Annotated in this window: 21 protein-coding genes; 9 read left to right on the top strand and 12 right to left on the bottom strand. The window is 61.6% G+C overall.

What is annotated here, in order from left to right:
- Window positions 1-342 precede the first annotated feature (342 nt).
- The 4 genes from FCL40_RS01830 to zntR all read right to left on the bottom strand — a co-directional run bounded on the left by FCL40_RS01830 (window position 343) and on the right by zntR (window position 4,432).
- Entirely contained in the window at window positions 343-1,386 is a 1,044-nt protein-coding gene (locus FCL40_RS01830) for a DcaP family trimeric outer membrane transporter (RefSeq protein ID WP_136850765.1), read from the bottom strand.
- 927 nt (window positions 1,387-2,313) lie between these two features.
- Entirely contained in the window at window positions 2,314-2,598 is a 285-nt protein-coding gene (locus tag FCL40_RS01825; RefSeq protein ID WP_136850764.1) for a hypothetical protein, read from the bottom strand.
- Window positions 2,599-2,737: 139 nt separating this feature from the next.
- Window positions 2,738-4,027 (bottom strand): SO_0444 family Cu/Zn efflux transporter, encoded by a 1,290-nt coding sequence (locus FCL40_RS01820; RefSeq protein ID WP_136851363.1) that lies wholly within the window; start codon window positions 4,025-4,027, stop codon window positions 2,738-2,740.
- A gap of 3 nt (window positions 4,028-4,030) precedes the next feature.
- Complete coding sequence (gene zntR / locus FCL40_RS01815) at window positions 4,031-4,432, bottom strand: Zn(2+)-responsive transcriptional regulator (protein ID WP_136850762.1); 402 nt, start codon at window positions 4,430-4,432, stop codon at window positions 4,031-4,033.
- A 293-nt stretch (window positions 4,433-4,725) separates the two neighbouring features.
- Between zntR and purH the strand changes: the two genes are divergently transcribed.
- Together purH and purD are read left to right on the top strand one after the other, a co-directional pair.
- Complete coding sequence (gene purH / locus FCL40_RS01810) at window positions 4,726-6,318, top strand: bifunctional phosphoribosylaminoimidazolecarboxamide formyltransferase/IMP cyclohydrolase (protein WP_136850760.1); 1,593 nt, start codon at window positions 4,726-4,728, stop codon at window positions 6,316-6,318.
- A gap of 195 nt (window positions 6,319-6,513) precedes the next feature.
- A complete protein-coding gene (purD, locus tag FCL40_RS01805; protein WP_136850758.1) occupies window positions 6,514-7,794 on the top strand; it encodes a phosphoribosylamine--glycine ligase in 1,281 nt (426 codons plus the stop codon).
- A gap of 41 nt (window positions 7,795-7,835) precedes the next feature.
- Here purD and FCL40_RS18530 read toward each other — a convergent pair whose 3' ends face one another.
- The 3 genes from FCL40_RS18530 to FCL40_RS18805 all read right to left on the bottom strand — a co-directional run bounded on the left by FCL40_RS18530 (window position 7,836) and on the right by FCL40_RS18805 (window position 8,373).
- Complete coding sequence (locus FCL40_RS18530; RefSeq protein ID WP_169306967.1) at window positions 7,836-7,994, bottom strand: hypothetical protein; 159 nt, start codon at window positions 7,992-7,994, stop codon at window positions 7,836-7,838.
- Window positions 7,995-8,064: 70 nt separating this feature from the next.
- Window positions 8,065-8,241: a hypothetical protein gene (locus FCL40_RS18525; protein WP_169306966.1), complete on the bottom strand. Its 177-nt coding sequence runs from the start codon at window positions 8,239-8,241 to the stop codon at window positions 8,065-8,067.
- Window positions 8,242-8,373 carry a hypothetical protein gene (locus FCL40_RS18805; RefSeq protein ID WP_267873491.1) on the bottom strand — a complete coding sequence of 44 codons (132 nt, stop codon included), beginning with the start codon at window positions 8,371-8,373 and terminating at the stop codon, window positions 8,242-8,244.
- Window positions 8,374-8,501: 128 nt separating this feature from the next.
- Here FCL40_RS18805 and FCL40_RS01800 point away from each other — a divergent pair, with 128 nt between their 5' ends.
- The 4 genes from FCL40_RS01800 (at window position 8,502) to FCL40_RS01785 (ending at window position 10,870) form a co-directional block, all read left to right on the top strand.
- A complete protein-coding gene (locus tag FCL40_RS01800; protein ID WP_229360248.1) occupies window positions 8,502-9,050 on the top strand; it encodes a cytochrome b in 549 nt (182 codons plus the stop codon).
- Between the two features lie 26 nt (window positions 9,051-9,076).
- Window positions 9,077-9,643 (top strand): YceI family protein, encoded by a 567-nt coding sequence (locus FCL40_RS01795; RefSeq protein ID WP_136850754.1) that lies wholly within the window; start codon window positions 9,077-9,079, stop codon window positions 9,641-9,643.
- 148 nt (window positions 9,644-9,791) lie between these two features.
- On the top strand, window positions 9,792-10,631 hold the full coding sequence (locus FCL40_RS01790) for a CvfB family protein (RefSeq protein ID WP_136850752.1): 840 nt from the start codon (window positions 9,792-9,794) through the stop codon (window positions 10,629-10,631).
- Complete coding sequence (locus FCL40_RS01785; RefSeq protein ID WP_136850750.1) at window positions 10,631-10,870, top strand: DUF2960 domain-containing protein; 240 nt, start codon at window positions 10,631-10,633, stop codon at window positions 10,868-10,870. Before FCL40_RS01790 ends, FCL40_RS01785 begins: the two co-directional genes overlap by 1 nt.
- A gap of 37 nt (window positions 10,871-10,907) precedes the next feature.
- Here FCL40_RS01785 and FCL40_RS01780 read toward each other — a convergent pair whose 3' ends face one another.
- Together FCL40_RS01780 and FCL40_RS01775 are read right to left on the bottom strand one after the other, a co-directional pair.
- On the bottom strand, window positions 10,908-12,239 hold the full coding sequence (locus FCL40_RS01780; protein WP_136850748.1) for a winged helix-turn-helix domain-containing protein: 1,332 nt from the start codon (window positions 12,237-12,239) through the stop codon (window positions 10,908-10,910).
- A gap of 196 nt (window positions 12,240-12,435) precedes the next feature.
- Window positions 12,436-14,811: a multiheme c-type cytochrome gene (locus FCL40_RS01775; RefSeq protein WP_136850746.1), complete on the bottom strand. Its 2,376-nt coding sequence runs from the start codon at window positions 14,809-14,811 to the stop codon at window positions 12,436-12,438.
- A gap of 878 nt (window positions 14,812-15,689) precedes the next feature.
- Here FCL40_RS01775 and FCL40_RS01770 point away from each other — a divergent pair.
- The 3 genes from FCL40_RS01770 (at window position 15,690) to FCL40_RS01760 (ending at window position 18,201) form a co-directional block, all read left to right on the top strand.
- On the top strand, window positions 15,690-16,019 hold the full coding sequence (locus FCL40_RS01770; RefSeq protein ID WP_136850743.1) for a phasin family protein: 330 nt from the start codon (window positions 15,690-15,692) through the stop codon (window positions 16,017-16,019).
- 22 nt (window positions 16,020-16,041) lie between these two features.
- On the top strand, window positions 16,042-17,772 hold the full coding sequence (gene phaC, locus FCL40_RS01765) for a class I poly(R)-hydroxyalkanoic acid synthase (RefSeq protein ID WP_229360247.1): 1,731 nt from the start codon (window positions 16,042-16,044) through the stop codon (window positions 17,770-17,772).
- A 72-nt stretch (window positions 17,773-17,844) separates the two neighbouring features.
- Window positions 17,845-18,201: a hypothetical protein gene (locus tag FCL40_RS01760; RefSeq protein ID WP_136850738.1), complete on the top strand. Its 357-nt coding sequence runs from the start codon at window positions 17,845-17,847 to the stop codon at window positions 18,199-18,201.
- Between the two features lie 45 nt (window positions 18,202-18,246).
- On the opposite strand, the gene FCL40_RS01755 is transcribed toward FCL40_RS01760, so the two are convergent.
- The 3 genes from FCL40_RS01755 to FCL40_RS01745 form a co-directional block, all read right to left on the bottom strand.
- On the bottom strand, window positions 18,247-20,532 hold the full coding sequence (locus FCL40_RS01755) for a YgiQ family radical SAM protein (protein WP_136850736.1): 2,286 nt from the start codon (window positions 20,530-20,532) through the stop codon (window positions 18,247-18,249).
- 166 nt (window positions 20,533-20,698) lie between these two features.
- Complete coding sequence (locus FCL40_RS01750; protein ID WP_136850735.1) at window positions 20,699-21,493, bottom strand: SDR family oxidoreductase; 795 nt, start codon at window positions 21,491-21,493, stop codon at window positions 20,699-20,701.
- 45 nt (window positions 21,494-21,538) lie between these two features.
- Entirely contained in the window at window positions 21,539-24,112 is a 2,574-nt protein-coding gene (locus tag FCL40_RS01745; RefSeq protein WP_136850733.1) for a putative bifunctional diguanylate cyclase/phosphodiesterase, read from the bottom strand.
- Between the last annotated feature and the right edge of the window lie 72 nt (window positions 24,113-24,184).

Genomic DNA, 24,184 nt, shown 5'->3' with positions numbered 1-24,184 from the left:
AATCGCCACAATCAGCTCAGGCTGATTGGGTCACCTGCCAGAGGCCACCGCAAGGTGGCCTTTGTTATGTCCGCCTTTCCCGACCGTTGCAGTCTGGTCCCGGCACTTTGCCCTACAGCCCCACCCTCCCAGCCACCGCAAGACTCTGGCTAGCCGATGATGATTGAGGCCGGTCAAGGACGCAGAGTGTTGCGCCATGGCGGCCCTCAAATTGCGCCAGCCCATCACTGCCCCGGCCGGGCACAAAAAAGCCGACGTTTCCGCCGGCTAAGGGTTGGGTCTAACTCTCTGCCAAGATGGACCCGTCGCGGGGTAGGTCCCCGCCTTCTCAGTTGCCTGGTTTTACAGGGCGTAACGGATGGAGAACTGACCGTACATGGAGTCCTTGTCCTCGTGGTCGATGGAGTAGTTACCCACTTCCAGACCCATGGACAGCTCCTTGGTGAAGTTCTTAAACAGGTTCACGCCCCACTGGCTGGTTTCCTTGCCGGAAACGTCCCCTTCGATGTGGCCGTAGATCAGGGTGGAACGGACGGTCTCGTTCCAGAAGTGACGGTAGGCGATGTTGTAGGCGGTGGTGTCCTCCACCTCTTCACCCACCAGATCCTTCACCGCGGCGGTACCCACGTAGCGACCCAGTTCCCCCTTGTGAACCTGGAAGCGCAGGTCGTCTTTGCCGAAGGTGTTGATGCGGCCGGCGACGGAGAAGCCCAGGGCGTTCTCGCTCTCACCGCCTGTGGTATTCAGCTGACGCGCCAGGCCGGCCACGGACACGTTGCCCCAGTCGCCCTTGAAGGTGTATTTGGCGATCAGGTCGGGCAGTTTGTCATTGGCGGTATCGCCGCCGAAGCTCTCCGGGTTCTCCATGGCCAGCTCCAGGCCACCGTTGGTGTAGCGGATCTGACCCTGACGGATGAAGGAGATCCCCATCATGGTGCTGCCGAAGTCGGCAGTCTCACCGATGGCGCTGGTGTTCATGAAGGTAGACCAGGTCTGACCGGCAGTGATGTTCTTGTACTTCACGAAGGCATGACGCAAACGGGGACGCAGGGAGTTGGAGATCACCTGGTTACCGGCGTCGCCGCTAAAGAAGTCCATCTCGATGAAGCCAACCAGATCACCATGGATGTACTTGGTGTTAAAACGGGTTTCGTTAGCGAAGATGCGGAACTGAGATGCGCTCTCGTCCAGGCCTTTACCACCGCCGGTCCACTGGTCTTGATAGGCGACGTCGCCGTCCACATAACGGACATCGGCCTTGATATAGCCGCCGAAGACCAGCTTGTCATTATCGTTCAGTTGAATTTCGTATGCTGCTAACGCCGGGGTAGCCATGGCAGCCAGGGAGGTTACCAGGGCAATCTTTTTAATTTTAGAAACGAACATCTCAGTTTCATCCTATTTTATAGGTTATGAATCAACATCACTCTCATTATTTGAAATGTTGTGTCGTGAGCTCAAACCGCTTGCCGGAGACGCATGAAATGGAACAAAACTTACCTGACACAACCACAGATAGGCGTCATTCAACAAACGGCAGCCCAAACATTTCGCCCCACGAAGTTAACAAAGCGGCAATCTGAATTTCCTTACCCGGAGTCGACTGATGTGACCGCTGTCGCACACCAACACCAAACAGCGAACAAAACCAGCCCCCGCCCCACGCCCACCCAGTACCAGATCACGCCCCCAACCCATTCCGTGATCCACCCGTCACAAATGACGCATCCTTCGGGATGACGCACCCTTTTTTGTGGTTTTGGTGAATTTGGCATGACCGAAAACTTTTCAGGAGTCAGCGCCGTTAACAGGAGACCCCAAAACCCAAATGACCCACAGCCTCCTGGGAGTAATACCTTTATATTCAGACAATTAATTAGAGGCACGTCGAAAGTGTTAATAAACCTGGCTAAACACCCATTCCCTGAAGAGGCGGCATGCATCACCGAATAAAAAATGGCGTGATGCCTGGGCGATCCAGATCACAAAAGCAATTCGCAACGAAAGTGCCGCCTGAATTTTTGTAACTCAATTAGACTATTTTGACCAAAATGGCGGGCGGGATCTAACTATCACCTGAATGGCACTCGAAATCTGCAATGCAGACTGAATTAAATGAAAGTATCAGACAGAACAATAATCGAACACCGGAGGCAAGAGGAAGGCCGGTTCATGACGGCATGGCCACAGATTGCCCCCTCCCACCATGGACAAAAACGCGATGCAACCGTTGATCTTTTCCGGTAAATGAGGGTTATGGACTCATAGGATTCAGGTGTGGAAAGTGGGGGCGACTCACCGCCCCTCGGGGCACTATTGGCTCTTTTCGCAGGGGAAGAACATCGTCTCCTGCTTAGCGGCGAACGCCCTGGCCTGAGCCTCGCAGTATCCGGCCTCATTTTGAGCCCGCCACAGCACCTTGCTGTTCCCCCCCTTGGTGTAGTGGACCTCGCAGGGCAGCGGCGCCCCCTGGGGGTAAATGACCTGGATGCGCCGCTCCTGGGCGCCATTCTTGCAGATATACTCCTCTCCCTGCTCCACCCCGGCCAGTGCGGGTTCAGACGCGAGAGCGGACACGAGTAACAGCAGTGCACTCATGGGCAATTCCTCTTAACGATGACGGCCGACTCCGGAATCGGGACCGGCTTCAGCGGAAAATATTAGCACAGCCAAGGAGGATAAACTTCGATAAAACAACGCGCTGCATTGGCAGCGCGTCATATTGGAGACGGGGGGGTCAGGCGGCCGCCGGAGTCATCTTGCCCCTCAGGGAGGTCACCAGGGCCTTCGCCATCAGCAGGGCCAGCAAGATGCCGCTGCCATAGACCAGCCAGTTGGGCAGCATCCGGTGCTCTTCACCCACCAGGGGGGTCACTTCGAATCCGTAGCGAGCCACCAGGAAGTTGACTAGGTAACCAAACACCATGGCGGTGCCGATCACCCCGCCCAGGTAGCCCCACAGGGCCCGCTTACCCAGCTCGTTGCGCACCACCCCCAGGGTGGCGATGTTGGTGGCCGGGCCCGCCATCATAAACACCAGCACCGCCCCCGGAGAGACGCCGGCCAGCAGCAGTCCCGCCGCGATCGGGGTCGAGGCGGTGGCACAGATGTACATGGGGACGGAGACCAGCACCATCAGCGACATGGCCAGAATGCCATCCCCCCATTGGGACAGGTACTGGGGCGGGACAAAGGTGTTCACCAACGCGGCAAAGAACAGGCCGATCAGCAGCCATACCGTGGTGTCCTTGACCAGATCGTTACCGGCATATCGGAGCCCGCGAACAATTCGGCGGGGCACTCCTTCGCTGGCGTTGGGCGCCGCCTTGGAAGCACAGCAGCTGGACCCCGGATCCGACTTGACCTCCGCCTTGGAAGCGCAGCAGTTGGACACCGGCTCCGGCTTGAGCTCCGCCTTGGAGGCGCAGCAGTTGGACACCGGCTCCGGCTTGAGCTCCGCCTTGGAGGCGCAGCAGTTGGACACCGGCTCCGGCTTGAGCTCCGCCTTGGAGGCGCAGCAACTGGCCTTTTCCTGAGCCTTGACCTGAGACTGAGCGGCAGCGCCCATCAGCGCTCCCCGCCCCAAGGGGGTCATCTTGGCCAGCTTCACCGGCGCCTGCTGCTGAGGCTCTTCATCGTCTCTGCCCACCAGTAAACCGGCCACCACCGCAGAGGTCACCGCGGCGATGGGACGAACCACCGCCATAAAGGGCCCCAGCAATACATAGGAGACCGACACCGAATCCACTCCGGTCTCCGGTGTCGACACCAGGAACGAGGTGGTGGCACTTCGGGAGGCACCGGAGCGACGCAGGCCCACCGCCGCGGGGATCACCCCGCAGGAGCACAGCGGCAGGGGCGCACCAAACAGGGCAGCCTTGAGGGTGGTCTTGAAGCCATGCCCCCCCAGTTGCCTGTTCATCCACTCCATAGGAACGAACATCTTCAACATCCCCGCCAGGAACAGGCCCAGCAGCAGCCAGGGCGCGGAATCGAGGAAGAGGTCTAGGAAATTCTCTAATAACAGCATCTATTTGGTCTCCAGGGTATCCAGGATGGAGCAGTGAATGGCACTCTCCGGCCCGCCGCAGCAGGCATCCGCCAGCTCCTGCAGGGAGTCTCTCAGGCGGGTCATCTCATCAATCTTGCGCTGCAACTCGGCCGCCTTGGCCTCGACCATTCCCTTCACATCGGCACAGGCCCAGTCGGAACGACTGGCCTCGATGTTGAGCAGCTCGCTGATCTCCGTCAGGCTGAAGCCCATCGCCTTGGCCCTGAGGATGAACTTCAGGTGACGGGCATCCTCGTCGGTATACAGCCTGTAACCCTTGTCCGAGCGCGACGAGGGGCTGAGCAGGCCATTCTTCTCATAAAACCTCAGGGTATCGGCGGTGACCTCACAGGCCGTCGCCAGCTCACCGATTCGGTACATGACAAACTCCGGGTTCTTGACTTGGCTGGAGTATAAACCTTGGAGTTAAGTCTAAGGTCAAACCTTTTTCATATGGAAACGCACTTTTCTTATAAACGAACGAAAGAGGTGGATAGGACCTGATTTCAAAGCCGTTTTCGCGTACAATGCGCGCGACTCCATAAAGGTTGTACAGCCCCCATTCGAGGGTATTTCGCCAACGCCTCAGGGCGAGGTGTTAGCGAAATATCTTCCCATAATAAGAGTCGCCCCAAGGGCGACCCATTAACCCTACAAGAAAGGATCTGTACCCTATGGAATCAGCACGTCCCATTCGACGCGCCCTGCTGAGTGTGTCCGACAAGACCGGAGTGGTGGAGTTTGCCCAGGCGCTGAGTCAGCGCGGGGTCGAACTGCTCTCCACCGGCGGTACCGCGCGCCTGCTGGCCGAGGCCGGCCTGCCTGTGACCGAAGTGTCCGACTACACCGGTTTCCCTGAGATGATGGACGGCCGGGTCAAGACCCTGCACCCCAAGGTTCACGGTGGCATCCTCGGCCGCCGCGACCGGGATGAGGCGGTGATGGAGACCCACGGCATCCGGCCCATCGACATGGTGGTGGTCAACCTCTACCCCTTCGCCCAGACTGTCGCCCGCCCCGACTGCTCCCTGGAAGACGCCATCGAGAACATCGACATCGGCGGCCCCACCATGGTGCGCTCCGCCGCCAAGAACCACAAAGATGTCACCATTGTGGTCAACGCCCACGACTACGGCCGGGTGATCGCCGAGATGGACGCCGGTGAGGGCTCACTCACCTACCAGACCCGATTCGATCTGGCCATCGCCGCCTTCGAACACACCGCCGCCTACGACGGCATGATCGCCAACTATTTCGGCACCATGGTGCCCAGCCATGGCGACAACCGCGAGGGCGACGAGGAGTCGGTGTTCCCGCGCACCTTCAACCAGCAGTTCATCAAGAAGCAGGATATGCGCTACGGCGAGAACAGCCACCAACGCGCTGCCTTCTACGTCGAGAAGAACCTGCAGGAGGCCTCGGTCGCCTCAGCCATCCAGCTTCAGGGTAAGGCGCTCTCCTACAACAACATCGCCGACACCGATGCCGCCCTGGAGTGTGTCAAGGAGTTTGACGCTCCAGCCTGTGTCATCGTCAAGCATGCCAATCCCTGTGGTGTGGCCCTGGCGGGCAACCTCCTCGACGCCTACGATCGCGCCTTCAAGACCGATCCCACCTCCGCCTTCGGCGGCATCATCGCCTTCAACCGTGAGCTGGACGCCGCCACCGCCCAGGCGATCATCGACCGCCAGTTTGTTGAGGTGATCATCGCCCCCACCATCTCGGACGAAGCCAAGGCCGTAGTGGCAGCCAAGCAGAACGTGCGTTTGCTGGCGTGCGGCCAGTGGCAGGGCAAGACCACCGAGTTTGACACCAAGCGGGTCAACGGCGGCCTGCTGGTTCAGGACCGCGATCAGGGCATGGTCGGCCTGGAGGAGATCAAAGTGGTCTCCAAGCGCCAGCCTACCGAGGCGGAGCTCAAGGACCTGATGTTCTGCTGGAAGGTGGCCAAGTACGTCAAGTCCAACGCCATCGTCTACGCCAAGGAGGGGATGACCGTGGGCGTGGGCGCCGGCCAGATGAGCCGGGTCTACTCCGCCAAGATCGCCGGCATCAAGGCCGCCGACGAGGGCCTGACCGTCCCCGGTTCGGTGATGGCCTCCGACGCCTTCTTCCCCTTCCGTGACGGCATCGACGCCGCTGCCGAGGCGGGGATCAGCTGCGTGATTCAGCCCGGTGGCTCCATGCGGGACCAGGAGGTGATCGACGCCGCCGACGAGCATAATATGGTCATGGTCTTCACCGGAATGCGCCACTTTAAACACTAATGGCTTTGGGTTGACGCTTGCCCAAACCGCGAATTGCGGCGTCGCCCTCTGTCCTCGCCCCCCCTCATTTGCAACAGCAAACTCAGGGGGCTGTGGAGAGGGCTTCTAGCACTTCCTCGGTTTGGCCTGCGCTTGAGGGGTGGACCTGACCCCTGTTTGGAGCCCCCCCTTCCCTTTATCGCAAAGGATTAAGAGATGAAAGTACTTGTTATTGGTAACGGTGGCCGTGAACACGCCCTGGCGTGGAAGGCGGCGCAGAACCCTGCTGTGGAGACCGTGTTCGTCGCACCGGGCAATGCCGGTACCGCCACCGAACCCAAGCTGCAGAACGTGGCCGTCTCCGGCAACCAGGCCCTGGTGGCCTTCGCCCGGGACAATGAGGTCACCCTGACCATCGTCGGCCCGGAAGCGCCGCTGGTGGACGGGGTGGTAGACGCCTTCGAAGCGGAGGGACTGACCATCTTCGGCCCCAGCGCCGCCGCCGCCCAACTGGAGGGGTCCAAAGCGTTCACCAAGGACTTCCTGGCCCGTCACGCCATCCCCACCGCCGAATATCAGAACTTCACCGAAGTGGCGCCGGCCCTGGCCTACCTGCAGGAGAAGGGCGCACCGATCGTGGTCAAGGCCGATGGCCTGGCAGCGGGCAAGGGGGTGATCGTCGCCATGACCCTGGCCGAGGCCGAGGACGCGGTCAAGGATATGCTGGCCGGCAACGCCTTCGGCGATGCCGGACACCGGGTGGTGATCGAGGAGTTCCTCGAGGGTGAGGAGGCCTCCTTCATCGTCATGGTGGACGGCGATAACATCCTGCCCATGGCCACCAGCCAGGACCATAAGCGGGTCGGCGACGGCGACAGCGGCCCCAATACCGGCGGCATGGGCGCCTACTCCCCGGCTCCGGTGGTCACCCCGGCCATCCACGACCGCATCATGGCCGAGGTGATCCGCCCCACCGTCGACGGCATGAAGGCCGAGGGTCACCCCTACAAGGGGTTCCTCTATGCCGGCCTGATGATCGACGCCGACGGCACCCCCAAGGTGATCGAGTACAACTGCCGCTTCGGCGATCCGGAAACCCAGCCCATCATGCTGCGGATGCAATCCGACCTGGTGGATCTGTGCCTGGCCGCCTGTGCCGGCAAGCTGGATGAGCAGACCGCCGAGTTTGACCCCCGCGCCGCCGTGGGCGTGGTGCTGGCCTCTGGCGGCTATCCCGCCAGCTACACTAAGGGCTTCCCCATCAGTGGTCTGCGCACCGACTACGCCGAGGGCGAAAAGGTATTCCACGCCGGCACCAGTGTGCAGGATGGCGCCATCGTCAACAGCGGTGGCCGGGTGCTCTGCGCCACCGCCCTGGGCCACACGGTCACCGACGCACAGCGGCGCGCCTACGCCCTGGTGGATGAGATCAGCTGGGAGGGGATGTTCTGCCGACGGGATATTGCCTACCGGGCCATCGCCCGCGAACAGCACTGACCCGCAAAAAAGGCCGCATTCGCGGCCTTTCTTCTGTGGGGCTAGGAGGCTTTGGCGCTTCTCTTGCGCGCCCGCTTCTTGCGACTGCGATTGGAGACGGGAGTGATCTCCCGGTGCTTCCTCTTGCGGGGCACCAACAGAAACGCCACGGCGGCAGTGGCCAGTGCCAGTAACAGCACCACGGTAATGGCCGACTCCATCATCCTCTCCTTGAACTGGTTGTCAGGCTTTCAGAATGCGCCGAATTAGCTAAAAGGTCCATGGGGCAAATCACACTCCTGCGACTAGTTCTCCCCTCCTCCAGTTCGGCCAGCTCACCAGCCAGGCGCTGAAACCCGCATCCATCTCCTGGCCCCACTCCCTCGCCAGGGCCTGGGACCTGGGACAGTCCCCACGACGGGTCTGGGTCAGCACCTGCTCTACCCTCTGCCGCTGCTGCCCCATCATCTAGCGCACCGCCAGGTAACCCCGGCCGTACACCCGTTTTCCGCCTCCGTTGTGATTGTAGCTGGTGTCGAACAGCAGACTGGGGGAGTAAACGTTAGGAAAACATTGCCATTCGTTTTCTGCCTGCAACATCCACAACCCTCCTCGCCCCCTGCCGACATACATTCTATTTATTAGAACGATATTGCCGTATTTTTGCGATTTTCATTCTTTTTTGTGCATTTAAAATGCAGGGCATCACTCATTCCAAGGAGGCCATGATGCTCACCAATCACTCAAACGGCTACGGCTGGGTCACCATCGCCCTGCACTGGTTGTCTGCCCTGACGGTGTTCGGCCTGTTTGGCCTCGGCCTCTACATGGTGGACCTGGGTTACTACCACCCCTGGTATCGGCAAGCCCCCCATCTCCATAAGAGCCTGGGGCTGTTGCTGTTGGCCACCACCCTGCTCAGACTGGTGTGGCGCTTCAGCAACCCGGTCCCCCGGGCCCCCGACGGTCAGGGACCGCTGACCCGGTTGGCCGCCAAGGCAGGCCATGGGGCCATCTACCTGCTGCTGATTGCCCTGCTGGCTTCCGGCTACCTGATCTCCACCGCCGATGGCCGGGCCATCGACGTCTTTGACTGGTTCAGCGTTCCCGCCCTGATCACCGGCCTGCCTCAGCAGGAGGAGATCGCCGGCACCATCCATGAGTACGCCGCATGGAGCCTGATGATCCTGGCCTGCGGACACGCCCTGGCCGCCCTGAAACACCAATTCATCGACCGTGACAACACCCTGGGCCGCATGATCGCACCATCAAACTGAGCCCCAACCAACTGGAGAGTATTACTATGAAAATGATCAACGCTGCCCTGCTGGGCTCCGCCCTGGCCTTCAGCGCCCTGGCTATGGCCGACGACTACGCCATCGACACCAAGGGCGCCCATGCCTCCATCAATTTCAAGATCAACCACCTGGGCTACAGCTGGGTGATCGGACGCTTCGACAGCTTCAAGGGCAGCTTCAGCTACGACGGCGATGCCCCGGCGGCGTTCCGCGTCACCATCGACACCGCCAGCGTCAACTCCAACCACGCAGAGCGGGACAAACACATCCGCAGTGAGGACTTGCTGGAGGTGAATCGCTACCCGGAAGCCAAGTTCACCAGCACCGCCTATACCGCCAAGGATGCCCAGTCCGGCGTGCTGCACGGCGACTTCACCCTGCGTGGTGTCACCAAGCCCATCGCCATCGAGGTGCAGAAGATCGGGGAGGGCCAGGATCCCTGGGGCGGCTACCGGGTCGGCTTCGAGGGCAGCACCACCCTCAAGATGAAGGAGTTCGGCATCCCCATGGATCTGGGCCCGCAATCCGCCGAGGTGCAGCTGGACCTGCATGTGGAGGGGGTCAGACTCTGATCCCTTCCGTCTGATGCCCCTTGGGTCGGCCCGCCAACAGGCCGGCCCTTTTTTTCTCTGTCCGTCCCATTTGGTTTATACTCCCAGCAGTTTTGGCACCCATACCCTCCCGGTATCGCCTCCCCTCTTTCGGACGCAGATTTTCACCATGGTTAGAATAGGTCACTACAACCGCCTCTCCGTCGTTCGCCTCAGCGACTACGGCGTGTTTCTCGACGGCGGCAAGTTCGGTCACATCCTCCTTCCCCGCAAGTACGTTCCCGCCGGCACCGAGATCGGCAGCGAGCTGGAGGTGTTCCTCTACTTCGACTCCGAAGACCAGTTGATCGCCACCACCCAGGAGGCCAAGGCCTGCCTGGGCGAGTTTGCCCTGCTGCAGGTGGTGGACGTCAACCAGGCCGGTGCCTTCCTCGACTGGGGACTGGACAAGGATCTGCTGGTGCCCTACAACCAGCAGAAGGTCCCCCTGGAGAAGGGCCGTCACTACGTGGTGTACATCTATCAGGACCGCCATACCGAGCGTCTGGCCGCCTCCACCAAGCTGGACCGCTTCGTCTCCGAACGCCCCGGCCGCTTCAAGCGGATGCAGAAGGTGGACCTGCTGCTGACCAACAAGACCGACCTGGGTTTCAAGGCAATCGTCAACGACAGCTACTGGGGGGTGCTCTACCACAACGAGATCTTCCGCGATGTGCGAGTGGGCCAGCGCCTGACCGGCTACGTCAAGTGGGTCCGTGACGATGGCGGGGTGGACCTGACCCTGAACCCACCGGCCGCCGAGGCGGTGGACCAGCTTGAGGAACAGGTGCTCAAACACCTGGCGGACAACAACGGCTTCAGCCATCTGGGCGACAAGGCGGACCCCGATGCGATCAAGCGGGTGTTCAAGGTGAGCAAGAAGGTGTACAAGCGCACCCTGGGCAGCCTGTTCAAGGCGGGCAAGATCAGCATCGACAGCGACGGCATCCGCCTGAAGGAGAAAAACTAATGGCTCTGACCATCAGCTACACCTTCAAGGGGCAGCAGAAGAGCATCGGCTACGCCAACGACAAGTACCACGACGCCTTCGAGGCGGTGGCCGCCGCCGAGGGGATCGATACCAGCGACTACCTGGCGATGGAGCAGGCGGTGCGAATGTCCACCCGGGACAAGAAGACCCTGCGCAACTTCCGCGACAACTACATCCGCCAGAAGGGCTTTTCCGACATCTCCGTGGTTCGGGAATAGCAAAAGGGGCTCGTAGGAGCCCCTTTCTGTTTTGGGATCAAAGGGTCAGCTGGGCCCGATGGGCCCACACCATGGTCTCCCCCCACAAGGGCAGGCTCCAGACGCCGCTTTGGTCATCCTCATAAACCTGGTGCAGGGTCATCTGTTTCTTAGACAGCACCGCCTTCTGAATCTCCCGGTAGATCACCGCCCCCTCTTCGGACAGCTGCTCCGGCCGGCGGAAGTTCTGGTCCTCCACCTGGATCAGGAAGCGTTTCACCGGACGGCCATCCACCCGAGACTGCTGCACCCTGAAGGGGCCGGAAAACTCGTAGCGCATGCTGATCTCCCGGTTCAGGGCATCGGTAAAACAGGCGGCCACCAACATCTGCCCCCTCGACTCGGACTGATAGAGGAGGGAGAAACGGATGTCACCCCGAACTACGTTGTCGCTATCACCGTAGTAGTAGACGTCGGCACGGTAGACATCCTCCATCACCCCCTCCGTCGGCCCGTCGAAGCGATCCAGCAGGATCTTGTTGTAGGTCACCTGCTCCATCCTCAGCTTGGTGTCCCGCAGCCATTTGAGATCCAGTGACGGCTGCTCGCCATGACGGCGCACCAGGTTCAGCGGCTGCCGGTCCCGGCAGATACCATCGAAGTCGGCACACAGGGCGATGGAGTCGAAATCCGGGCTCTGCTTCAGGTAGCTCTGCTGAGCCTTTACCTCCGGCAACATCTCATCCACCCGCTCCCAGTTGGCGATAAACGCCTGGGGGGACACCTTGGGCAGGGCCTCCTCCTCCTCGAACACCACGTTATGGGCCAGGTTGGGGTGGGATCCGACCCTGAGCGGCTCGCTGGAGATGGCCGCCACCGAAGGCTGACCCATCATCCTCAGCCAGTCCAGGGCCAGAGACAGACCGCCGGAAAGGTGCAGGAAAGCCACGGCCACCAGCACCAGGCCCAGCAGAGGCCAGCGCCAACTCACGGGCGCTTTGGGGCCACCAGGGATGGCGCCCGACTCCCGGGCGGCGGGTGGTGGCGCGTCGCCTCCGGGGTCATTGTCGACGGCGCTCGGCCCTGCTGCCGCCTCTACGTAACAGAGGCAGTAACCATACCTGGGGATGGTCTTCAGCTCGATATCATGATGCCCCTCGAGCTTGCGCCTCAGGGTGCTGATGCATTGGGTCAGCGAGGACTGGGCGACGATCCGCCCTGGCCAGCCGGCGTCGGTGAGACGCTGCTTGTCGACAACCTCGCCGTGATCGGCCACCAGCAGCTTGAGCATCTCCAGCTCGGCGAAGGAGAGCGGATGAGTCAAGTTCCCTTTGCTGTCGAGGAGCAGACGACGCTCCTCGTCCACAGTCAGATACTTGGATAGTTTCACATCGGTCCTCTCAACCCTGTTAGACAGCCTTGAATCAGGTTAAGGCTCAGCTTAATAGTCATGATAATCCCAAATTAATGCAGGTTTTATTCTGCACCTTCAGCTTTGTGATCCCGCCCCAGACTCAAAAAAGGCCCGGGTGATGAGGCCCGGGCCTTGGCTTACAGGGAAACGTTGCACACGCGGACGTCAGCCCTTAGTTGAGACCATGAACAGACTTGAGGTTGTCCAGGTTGTGGCACACGGCGCAGGACTCTTCACCTGTGTACTCACCTTCGGTCACACCGAACTGGGCACCGTTCTGCTTCATGTGCGCCACCACCTCTTTGCGTACCTGGCGGCGATCCTCTCCGGCCTCAGGGGCACGCTTACCATGACAGCTTAGGCACACCGCCGCGGTGGGGGAGACATAGGCATCCGCCTTGGCGTCCACGGCGTAACGTTTGTTGCCACTGGTGTCCTTGCCGTTGTCCGGATCCAGGCCGTCGTAGCTGTCCATGTAGTCCAGATCCAGCGCCAGGGGCTTACGACCCACCAGGTACTTGGCATCGAAGCTGTCACCTTCATGGCACTTGACGCAGTTGGCCAGATCGGCGGAGTACGCCACGTTGCGCACCCAACCCTCACCGCCCTGGTTGGCACGGTTGTTGGCGTGCATGGCGTGGATCCACACCTTGTGGTCAGGGTGGCTCATGGTCAGTTGCTCCACGTAATCAGCATCGCCCTGCTTGGTGTGGGCGTCGCGGATCACCTGGGTCGGCGGGTTGTTGGCGTTGTGGCAGGCCAGACACTCCTCACCGGCGTTGGAGGCTGTGGTCCAGTCACGCTCGCCCCGCGGACGGAGGCTCTTGAGCATGATCTGCTCATCCAACTGGCCGTCGCCATCCTTGTCGATGGACCCGGACGCACAGGTGGTACCGAAGAAGGCGGAGTCGGTCTTGGTCACCGGGTGGCAGCTGCGGCAGTTGAGGGTCATCTGGGCCATGCCATCGCTGTCGCGCTCGGTCATGCCGTGGCAGGAGCCACACTTCTCATTGGTCACCACCTGACGGCGTGGACGTTCGGAGAGCATGCCCTGCTCATCGAAGAAGTGCAGCCAGTTGAAGCCTGCGGCACCTTGGCCCCAGACACTGGAGGTCTCCTTGCAGGACTCCAGTTTCTCACCCTGGGCGTCCATGCAGAACCAGATGCGGGGGGTCACCATGCCGTAGCTGTCGGTCAGGTCACCATCGAAGGTGTCGGTCAGCTCGAACGGACCGATCTCGAAGGTGGTTTCACCGTTCTCGTAGTTCAGTACGATGGGCGTGTCCACGTAGCCTGGGTAGAGCTCCTTATTGGTGAACACCCGCAGGATCTTACCGCGCTCCATGCCCATGTCATGGCCACCCCAGTTGATGTAGAACTCGGAGTAGTAGAAGAAATCCGCCTTATCCAGCTGCAGGTTCATCGACTGGCCATCCCTGTCACGGATGTCTACGGTCAACTGCACATAACCGGTCTGGTCGGTATCCAGGCCGGCATCGATGTTGGCCTGGGCCTGGGGGGCCGCCACCATCCTGGCATCGGTCACAGTCAGGTGAACATTTTCGCGGCGAGAGATCTGCCCCTGGTAGGTGGACAGGTGGTTCGTCTCGATCATCGCTTCGCTGTGGCACACGGCACAGGCGCTATTGTCTTCACGGGGGCCACCCACATGGTTGGCGCCAGTCTTGAAGTCCACATCGGCGTGGCAGGTGGCGCAGGACGCGATGGTAGGCACCCGCTTCCAGTTGGCAAAGTCGCTCGCCTCGCCGGCCTCGTTGTGGCAGTTGTCACAACCACCGACCGGGGCGGCGATCTTGCCGATGTGGAGCCTGTGGGCCAGATTGGTGAACAGGGCCTCTTCGCCCACCTTGTTGTCGGCGTGACAGGCAACGCAGGTCTCCACCTCGGTGTACTTGCCACCGTGGAATGCCAGGTCGTCGTGACAGGAGACACAGTTCTCCTCGGTGACCACATTCTTGGAGTAGGAGGGGGTATTGCCGTCGGGACGGAAGTCGTGAATCAGGTTGGCATAGGCCACCTCGGTGCTACCGACCTCCTCGCCACCACTGCGGACCACCAGGCGCAGACTCTTATCGTCAGCGATGGTGAAGGCGGACTCGGCGGTGACGTCCCTGTCGAACTGATAGCTGTAGGTGCCATCCTTGTTGTCCACCAGGGTGCCGCATCCGGAGTATTTACTGGCGGGGCAGCTTTCCGAGGCCAGCAGTTTCCAGGCGTTGGCATCCCCATCCTGGCCCAGTTCCAGACCGGAGAGGAGAAAGCCGAACTTATCCAGTCCGGCCACGGGCAGGTCCTGCTCGTTGACCACACTGAAGTTCACCTGGGTGTGTTCGCCCAGGGCAATGTCGGTCACAGTGACCTCGAGAGACTTGGCACTGTCGGCAACGATCAGCCCGGGATTACCGGGTTGACCAGGCTCACCGGGAGTACCGTCTTTGCCATCTTGGCCGTCGTCGCCGGAACAGCCGGTCAGGGCTGTGGCCAGCATGGCCGCCAGGGTGGCGACCTTAAAGTTGAGAGGTTTCATCATCATCTCCTTCAATCAGCGGTTTGATTGTTGCCCTTAGTAGGGGGTGTTGATGTTTGGTGGCGAGGCTTTGGCCGAGGATGACGACGATCAATCAAGGCGTTCGATTGCTGGCATAGTTGCTCTACGTCGAAATCGGACAACGCTGAGTGGTTGTCGTCGGTCCGCCTCAGAGCCGGTCTTTAAGTACTCGGTACCAATTCAAATTGGTGTTTGCCCAAAGGCAATCACTAAAAATCAACAGCCCCTATGGGCAGCTGAACCTTAACCTCCCTGATTCGGAGCCTCCGTGATCGAAGCGATTGCAAAAATGAGGAAAAATCAAACTGTGAAGCATCCCCCGGGGAAAAAGACCGATTGCTGCCTTAAGGCAAGGAAAAGGAAAAATAATCTGCACCCACTTGTTGCATAAGGGTGAACCCGGGACGTTTTTGGGTGATTTGGGACACCTTTTGGGATCCCAAATCCGCCATTACCGCCGATTACTTGCCAAAAGCCGTGAATAGTCGCCAATTCACGCTTCTCCACGGGCGCCATCCTGCCCCGGATGCGGGAGAAACACGACGGCCATCCTGTTCCTGTAAAGCTAAAGTCCTGCAAATTCCTTTAATTACGAACGAAAGCCGACCGATAAAGGAAGAGTCTATCCCGCCAGAGGAGTCCCGGAATGCAGGTTGGCAACACATCAGCGCTCTCCCTCTATCAGCCCTACTCAGCCGCCACGGGCCACCGCCGGTCGACGCCGACACAAGGCCACCCAAGTTCCGCGCCCCCAACCACAAAAACGTCATCCCGCGCTCACGGCAGTGTCACCCTATTGTCATGACTCCCCCCTAACTTCCTCAGTGTTTTTTCAGCAAACGCTTAAGGAGAAGAGCATGTACATGGAGATGATGAAGCAGTTTCAGGACCAGGCTCAGCGGTTTTCCGCCCCCTGGGTAGAGATGAACCAACTGTTGGCGGATCACTACCAGCAGCTAACCCGTCTGCAGCAGGAAGCTGGCAAGCACTACACCGATCTCAGCATCGACCAGATCCAGGCCTGCGCCGACGTCAAGGATCTGCAGACCCTGACCGCCCTGGCCGGCAAGCAGATGCAGTTGATGGGGGAGATCTCCGGCCGAATGATGCAGGACATGCAGACCCTGAACGAGATGGGCCAGGCGTTCCGTGCCTCCATGGATAAGCTGACCCGCCCCCAGTCCTGATAGCCGGCAAGGAGATGCAATCATGAACCAGGAGTCCATGGAGTGGCTCAGCCAGTGGGGCCAGTGCCAGCAGCAGCTGTGGCAGAAGTGGTTGACACCCGACTCTGGCCAGGAGGATCTCTATCTTGGCCTGGGCCAGGAGTGGCTGAACCTATGGCAGCATGAGCTCTCCCAGCCCGACCGGGTGATCGCCCGCCAGCTGGCCTGGTGGCAGGAGCAGCTGCAACTGTTCGAGGGGATGTTACAGCAACAGCCTCCGATCATTGCCCCGGAGAAGGGGGATAGGCGCTTCATCGACCCCCAATGGCACTCCAACCCCTGGTTCAGTTGTATCCTCCAGTCCTACCTGCTGGCCTGTCGCCACGTCCAGGAGGGGATCGACCAGCAGCCGGGTCTGGAGGAGAGCCAGAGGGAACGGCTCAAGTTCCTGGCCCGGCAGGTACTCAGTGCCCTCTCTCCCAGCAACTGCCTGGCCACCAACCCGGAGCTACTGACGCTGACCGCCGACAGCGGCGGCCGCAACCTGGTGGAGGGAATGAGCCGGCTCAGGGAAGACCTGGCCCGCAGTGGCCACCAGTTGAAGGTGGCGATGAACGACGACGGCGCCTTCGAGCTGGGGCGGGACCTGGCCACCACCCCGGGGCGGGTGGTCTTCGAAAATCAGCTGCTGCAGCTGATCCAGTACCAGCCCGCCACCAACGAGGTGTTCAAACGGCCGGTGCTGATGGTGCCCGCCTTCATCAACAAGTACTACATCCTCGACCTGCAGGCGAAGAACTCCCTGGTGCACTACCTGGTCAGCCAGGGGCACACGGTATTTATGATCTCCTGGGTCAACCCGGACCAGAGCCACAGTGAGCTGGATTTTGACGACTACGTGGTGGATGGAGTGATGGCCGCCCTGGACGCCATCGAAGCAGCCACCGGCGAGAGGGAGGTCAATGGCGTCGGCTACTGCATCGGCGGCACCCTGCTGACCGCCGCCATGGCCTACATGAGCGCTCGCCGGATGAAACGCCGCATCCAGTCCGCCACCCTGCTGACCACCCTGCTGGACTTCTCCCAGCCCGGAGAGATTGGCCACTTCCTCAACCCAGCCACCCTTAATGCGGTGGAGGCCCAGAACCGGCATCGGGGGCTGATGGACGGCCGCCAGCTGGCGGTCACCTTCTCCCTGCTGCGGGAGAACCAGCTCTACTGGAACTACTTCGTCGAGGGTTACCTCAAGGGCAAGAGCCCCATGGCCCTCGACCTGCTCCACTGGAACGGCGACAGCACCAACGTCCCCGGTCCCTGCCACACCAGCCTGATTCGGCGCCTGTACCAGCACAACCAGTTGATGAAGAAAGGCCAATTCCAGGTCAGAGGCACCGGCCTGGATCTGAAACGGGTCACCGCTCCGGCATTCGTGGTCGCCACCAAGGAGGATCACATCGCCCTGTGGCAGCCCTGTTACGACAGCGGCCAGGCCCTGGGAGGCAACACCAGCTTCATCCTGGGGGAGTCCGGGCACGTAGCGGGAATCATCAACCCGCCCGGCGGCAAGTATGGTCACTTTTCCGGGGAGAGCGCCGGCTCCGCCGACGCCTGGCTGGAGGGTGCCTCCCGCCAGGAGGGCAGTTGGTGGCCCACCTGGCAACAGTGGCTGGCGCAGCAGAACCCGTCCACCAGGGTAGCGGCACGAGTGCCGTCGGCGGGCCTCGAAGCCGCCCCCGGGCGCTACGCCCGCCGCCGCCTGGACCGTCTCGATTAAGTTTACCGGGCCGCCATTGGCGGCCCAGCCTCCCGGCACCTATGCTTACTGCAGGCCGACAAGGAGGCTCCGATGAAGCAGCTACTGATTGCCCTGATGCTGGTGCTGAGTGCCTCGGCCCAGGCATTCGACAGCACCTCCCCCCAGGTGAAACTGCTCTACGGCATCCACGATACCGATGGCAATCTGGTGCACGCCCAGGAGGTGCTGGTGACCCTGGTCAAGCCCTACTACCTCAGACTGGACCGAGGCAACGGCGGCCACCTGGAACTGGTGATCAGTGTCGATGAACTGGCCACCCGCCTCAGCCTGTTCTCCCCCGAACTGGGCGAGTGCGAGTTTACCCTGGAGCGGGAATTCGACGCCGGCACCTGCCACACCCACAACGGCAGCAGCATCACCCTGATGATCGACCGCTACTATCGCTAGTCGATCGTAATCAAAAACGCCGGGCGACCGCCCGGCGTTGCCATGTTAGCGCCCCTGACGCTGAATCTTGGGGCGTCCCTGGGACTTGCCCCGGCCCGCTGACGGCCCTTTGCCTGCCGCCGCTGGTTTGTTTCCTCCAGTCGCTGGCCCGTTACGCTGGCCCTGAGAAACCGGTTTGCCCTTGCCTCCGCCACGGCCGTTCTCGCCAGCCCGATTGGCCGCCCTGCGGGGCGTGTCAAACTGCTTAAGGCCGGTGTGCTTGCTCAGGGCCGGTTTGCCGCGGCCTGCCTGACCTCTGGGCTTGTGGCCCTCGGGGGGCACCAGACAGTGGGGGCCATGACCGATCAATTTGGCCAGGCCCGCCTTCTTCAACCCTTCGCGCACCAGTGACCAGCCCTCAGGGTCGTGGTAACGCAGAATCGCCTTGTGGATGCGTCGCTCCCTTCCGCCCTTGGCCACCGTGACCCTGTCCGACCTGTGGCTCACCTTGCGCATGGAATCCAGCTCGGTGTGCCAGATGGCGGTGGCGTTGGCCAGGGGCGAGGGATAGAAGTTCTGCACCTGGTCCAGCTTGAAGTTGTTCTCCTTCAGCCACAGCGCCAGGTTGGCCATGTCCTTGATGCTGGTCCCCGGGTGGGCGGAGATAAAGTAGGGGATCAGGTACTGTTTCTTGCCCGCCTCGGTAGAGTACTGGTCGAACAGCTCCTTGAATCGATAGTAGCTGCCCATCCCCGGTTTGAGCATCTTGGACAGCGGCCCCTCTTCGGTGTGCTCGGGCGCAATCTTCAGGTAGCCGCCGACGTGGTGGCTCACCAGCTCCTTCACATAGCGGGGGTCCTCCACCGCCAGGTCATAGCGTACCCCTGAGGCGATCAGCACCTTCTTGATCCCCTTTACCTTGCGCGCCTTGCGGTACAGCTCGATGGTGGGGGTGTGGTCGGTGTCCATGTGGCCGCAGATGTCCGGGTAGATGCAGGAGAGACGACGGCAGGTGGCCTCCGCCTTAGGGCTCTTGCAACGCAGATGGTACATGTTGGCGGTGGGGCCGCCCAGGTCGGAGATCACCCCGGTAAAACCGGGCACCTTCTCCTTGATCTCCTCGATCTCCCGGATCACCGACTCATGGCTGCGGCTCTGGATGATCCTGCCTTCATGCTCGGTGATGGAGCAGAAGGAGCAACCGCCGTAACAGCCACGCATGATGTTGATGGAGGTCTTGATCATCTCGTAGGCGGGAATGGTCTTCCCCTGGTACTTGGGGTGGGGCACCCGCTGATAGGGCAGGCCGAACACCCAGTCCATCTCGTCGGTCTCCAGCGGGATCGCCGGTGGATTAAGCCAGATGTAGCGGTCTCCGTGGCGCTGCATCAGCGCCCGGGCGCAGCCCGGATTGGTCTCCTGATGGAACACCCGCGAGCTGTGGGCGTAGAGTACCTTGTCCACCCGCACCTGGTCATAGGCGGGCAGCAGGATGTACTGCTTCTCCCACGGCTTGGGCTTAGCGGGCTGAACGATGACCGCCTTGGCCCCCTCCTCCTGCCGGGGCGACGCCATCTGACAGCCCATCTCGTCGGCCCCGTAGGGGTTGGGGATGGGGTCGATCTTGCCGGGGGCGTCCAGGGTGGTGGAGTCCAGGCCGCTCCAGCCTGGTAGGGCCTCCCTGGTGAGGAAGCCGGTGCCACGGATGTCGCGCATCTCGGAGATGGGCTCCCCCGCCGCCAGACGGTGGGCCACCTCGATGATGGGGCGCTCGGCGTTGCCGTAGATCAGCAGGTCCGCCTTGGCGTCGAACAGGATGGCGCGACGCACCTTGTCCTGCCAGTAGTCGTAGTGGGCGATGCGGCGCAGGCTGGCCTCGATGCTGCCGATGGTGACCGGCACATCCTTGTAGGCCTCCTTGCAGCGCTGGGTGTAGACCACCACCGCCCGGTCCGGTCGCTTGCCGTGGACGTTGCCCGGGGTGTAGGCGTCATCATGGCGCAGGCGGCGATCGGCGGTGTAGTGGTTGATCATCGAGTCCATGTTGCCGGCGCCGACGGCGAAGAACAGGTTGGGTTTGCCCAGGCGCATAAAGTCCTCTTTGGAGGTCCAGTCGGGCTGGTCGATCACCCCGACCCGGAACCCCTGGGCTTCCAGCATACGGCCGACGATGCCCATGCCGAAGGAGGGGTGATCCACATAGGCGTCGCCGGTGATGACGATGATGTCGCAGCTGTCCCAGCCCAGGGCCTCCATCTCCTTGCGGGTGGTGGGCATAAAGGGCGCCGGACCGTAGCTCTCGGCCCAGTACTTGGGGTAGTCAAACAACTTGGTTTTTGCCTTGGGGATCATGGTGCACCTTTTCTCTAACCGGGCGCGGATTGTAGCAGAGTGGCGCGATGCTGGCGATGACCGGTTTTTAACCACTTAAAGTGTAGGGGTTCCCGCCGCGACCGGCCTCTGGGCGCCTGGTTTGCCCATCAATGTCACGGTCGCCGCGAAGGGGGCTGGCGCGACTTCAATGCCGCTGTCGTATCGCCCGGTCGGCGATACGGTCGACCAGGCCCGGGGCCACCAGCCTGAGCCAGCGCCCCAGCCGGCCCCTGAGCGAGGTGATCAGCAGCCGCCTGCGACCGGCGATCGCCTTGAGGCAGAGTGCGGCGCAGCGCTCGGCGGTCATGATCTTCGCCTCCCGCATCGGACTCTGCCCCAGGGGCTCGCCATCGGGGCCGATGGCCCTTTTGTGGATCTGCGACACGACGAAGTCGGGGCAGATGACGGTGACGTCCACCCCGTCCGGTTTGAGTTCGATACGCAGGGAGTCGAAGAAGCCGACCATGGCGTGCTTGGAGGCGGCATAGCCGCTGCGGCTGGGCACCCCGGTGAGACCGGCCACCGAGGCCACCGCCACCACCTGGCCAGCGCTGGCCTTCAGAGCCGGCAGGGCGGCATGGGTCAGGTAGACCGCCCCCAGGTAGTTGACCCGCATCAGGGTGTCGTAGAGGGCCAGATCGTCAACCTGGTCGAAGCGGCTCCACATGGTGATGCCGGCGTTGTTGATAAGGATATCGATGCGACCGAAGGCCCCCTGGGTCCGCTCCACCAGGGCCTGGCACTGAGCCGGGTCGGCGACGTCACAGCCACACCACTGCACCCCCTCTCCCAGTTCGGCGGCCAGCTGGGCCAGCCGCTCAGAGCTTCGGGCCGCCAGCATCAACCGGGCACCGGCTCCGTGCAGCGCCTGCGCCAGCGCCCGGCCAATCCCCTCCGAGGCGCCGGTGAGGATCACCACCTTGTCCTGCACTCCCTGCATCGTCTTCCCTCCCTGGGGGTCTTACGCTTGGGTTAAGGCCGGGGCTTACGGCCAGGCCTGGGCGGGCTCCTCCGGCAACGGCAGATCCGGCTCGTAGCTTTCCAGATCCTTGGGCCGGCCGATGCCGTAGCCCTGGGCGTAGTTCACGCCGATCATCTTCAGTTGGTCCAGGGTGTCCTGGTCCTCGACAAACTCCGCCACCGTCTCGATGCCGATCACCCGGCACACGTCGTGGATCGATTTGACGATGGCGTAATCCTTGGCGTTGGTGGCCAGGTTGCGCACGAAGCAGCCATCGATCTTCACATAATCCACCGGCAGCTGCCGCAGGTAACCGTAGGAGGCAAAGCCCGAGCCGAAGTCGTCCAGGGCAAAGGCAAAGCCGCGGCGACGCAGGGCGTGAAGGATCTCCAGCGCCCGGCTCTCGTTGGCGATGGCCGCGGTTTCGGTCACCTCGAAGCAGATGCAGTGGGACGGGATGTTGAGGCTCTTGGTGAGATCGTCGATGTAATCCACCAGGCCATCGCTGGAGAGGGTGGTGCCGGACAGGTTCACCGACAGCACCTGAATCTCCCACAGCTCCGGATGGCGGGCCAGCCACTCGAACGCCTTGCGCACCACCGCCCGGTCCACCGTCGGCATCAGGTTGAAGCGTTCGGCGGCGGCGATAAACTGCCCGGGGGCCAGGATGCTGCCGTTCTCTTCACGGATGCGCAGCAGGATCTCCATCCGCCGCTTGGCGCTCTTGTGGGAGATCGCCTCGATGGGCTGGAAAAACAGCACCAGGTTGTCGTTGATGATCGCTTCGTTGATCTTCATCGCCCAGGCCGGGGCATTGCGCTGGTGGGCCATGTCCTGATCCAGGGAGTCGAAGAAGTGGATCTGGCTCTCCCCCTTGCTCTTGGCCGCCTGACAGGCCAGTTCGGCATCCTTGAACACCTCGCGGGGGCTGCTCTCCAGCCCACGGTGGAAGGCCACCCCGATATGGATGCCGACGGTGTAGCTGCCAGAGTCCCAGTAGAGGGTGATGGCGCGCACCTTGTCCATCAGCACCTTCAGCTGCCGGGCCGCCTCCAGCGCGGTGGTATTGCACAACACCAGGGCAAACTCGTCCCCCCCCAGCCTCGCCAGGAAATCGCCCTTGCGGAGACAACGAACCATCGCCTCGGACACATCCTTGAGCATCCGGTCGCCCGCTTCGTGACCGCAGCTGTCGTTGATCAACTTGAAGCGGGCCAGGTCCATGTAGCAGACTGCATGCTGACCATCGTCGCGCTCCAGGTTCTGCAGATACTGGTCGAAGCTCTGACGGTTGTACAGACCGGTAACCAGGTCGTAGTGGGACTTGCGCTTGAGCTCGCGCTTAAGCAGCTCCGAGCGGGTGATATCCTTGAGGATCACCACCGCACCGGCGCACTCCCCCTCATGTTTGTCCACCCGGGTGATGCTGAAATCCACCATCTTGGCCAACTGTTCGCGGGCGAGCTGAACCCGCCCCTCGTCGTGCAGCTTACTGCCGTTGAGCAGGGTCACCAGCATGGCATCCAACTGGGCCCCGGAGTTTCCGGGCATGATGGCGGAGAGCGGCTTGTTGAGCACCTGGTCGGTATTGAAGCCCAGCAGCAGTTCCGCCACCGGACTCAGCTGAATCACCCTGCCCTCCTGGTTGACCATGATGGCGGCGTCGGAAACCGCGTTCAGGGCGCTGTGGTGGAACAGATGGCTGATCCCCACCTCTTCGGACAGGGCGTTGATCAACCGCGTCAACTTGCGAGTGGTGCCGCTGCCCTTAAGCCGCAGCGGCTTATGCCACAGCTTGTTCTGCCTGTGGTTCTCCAGGGCCAGGTTCAACTCGCGGGCGGGCACCAGCAGCTGGCGCCACAGCTGGAACACCATCACCCCCAGCATCAGCAACACGGCGGCGATGAACAACACCATCAGCGACCACAGCAACTGGGTCTTCTCCAACCGCTGCCACTGGTGGAAGGTGGCGGTCACCCACAGGGACTCGCCGGAAAAGGTGGCCAGGGGAATACTGATGTTACGGCCGATGCGGGACTCCGGCAGCAGTTGCAGCTCACCAATCAGTTCGCTGCTGTGACTCAGGGTCTTGAACCTCTCCGGGGTCAACTCCTGAATCAGCGCCAGCCCCCGCCACGCCTTGGTCTGGGCGGGAATCAGCACTACGGTGTAGAAGCGGTCCCCCAGCGCCATGACGCCGCTGCGCTCATACTGGAAGGTGCCGGTGTTGAACAGCCGGGTGAACTTGTCCAGGACTCCCTGCTCGGTCCCGGTGGGGCGGGCGGCGTCCGGCAGCAGCAACCGCAGTTCGCCGTGGTGATTGATCACCAGGGGGACCCGCCCCTGGAGGCGGCTCTGGGCCAACAGGTGCTGCTGCAGCGGAGGCTGGGCCACCAGCAGATCGGAGAGATCCCGGTTTTGCCGGCGCAACTCGGACTCCAGCTCATCCACCACCCCCGCCAGGGTGCGGCTGTGGAGATCGGCGGTCATCGACGAGAGGCCGCTTTCCAGTTGCCAATAGAGGGCGCTGCCGATAAAGATCAGTATCGGTAAGGCGATGGCTGCCAGTTGTAGTGTAAAACGCTTGGTGATGCTCATCGACGCCGCTGGGTCGGACCGCTACATTTTGAAATGATGAAGGTCAAGTTACCGAAAATTCATGCCCTTTTA

The organism is Ferrimonas sediminicola (assembly GCF_005116715.1).
Lineage (GTDB): Bacteria > Pseudomonadota > Gammaproteobacteria > Enterobacterales > Shewanellaceae > Ferrimonas > Ferrimonas sediminicola.
This window is presented reverse-complemented; position numbering and strand designations above follow the sequence as displayed.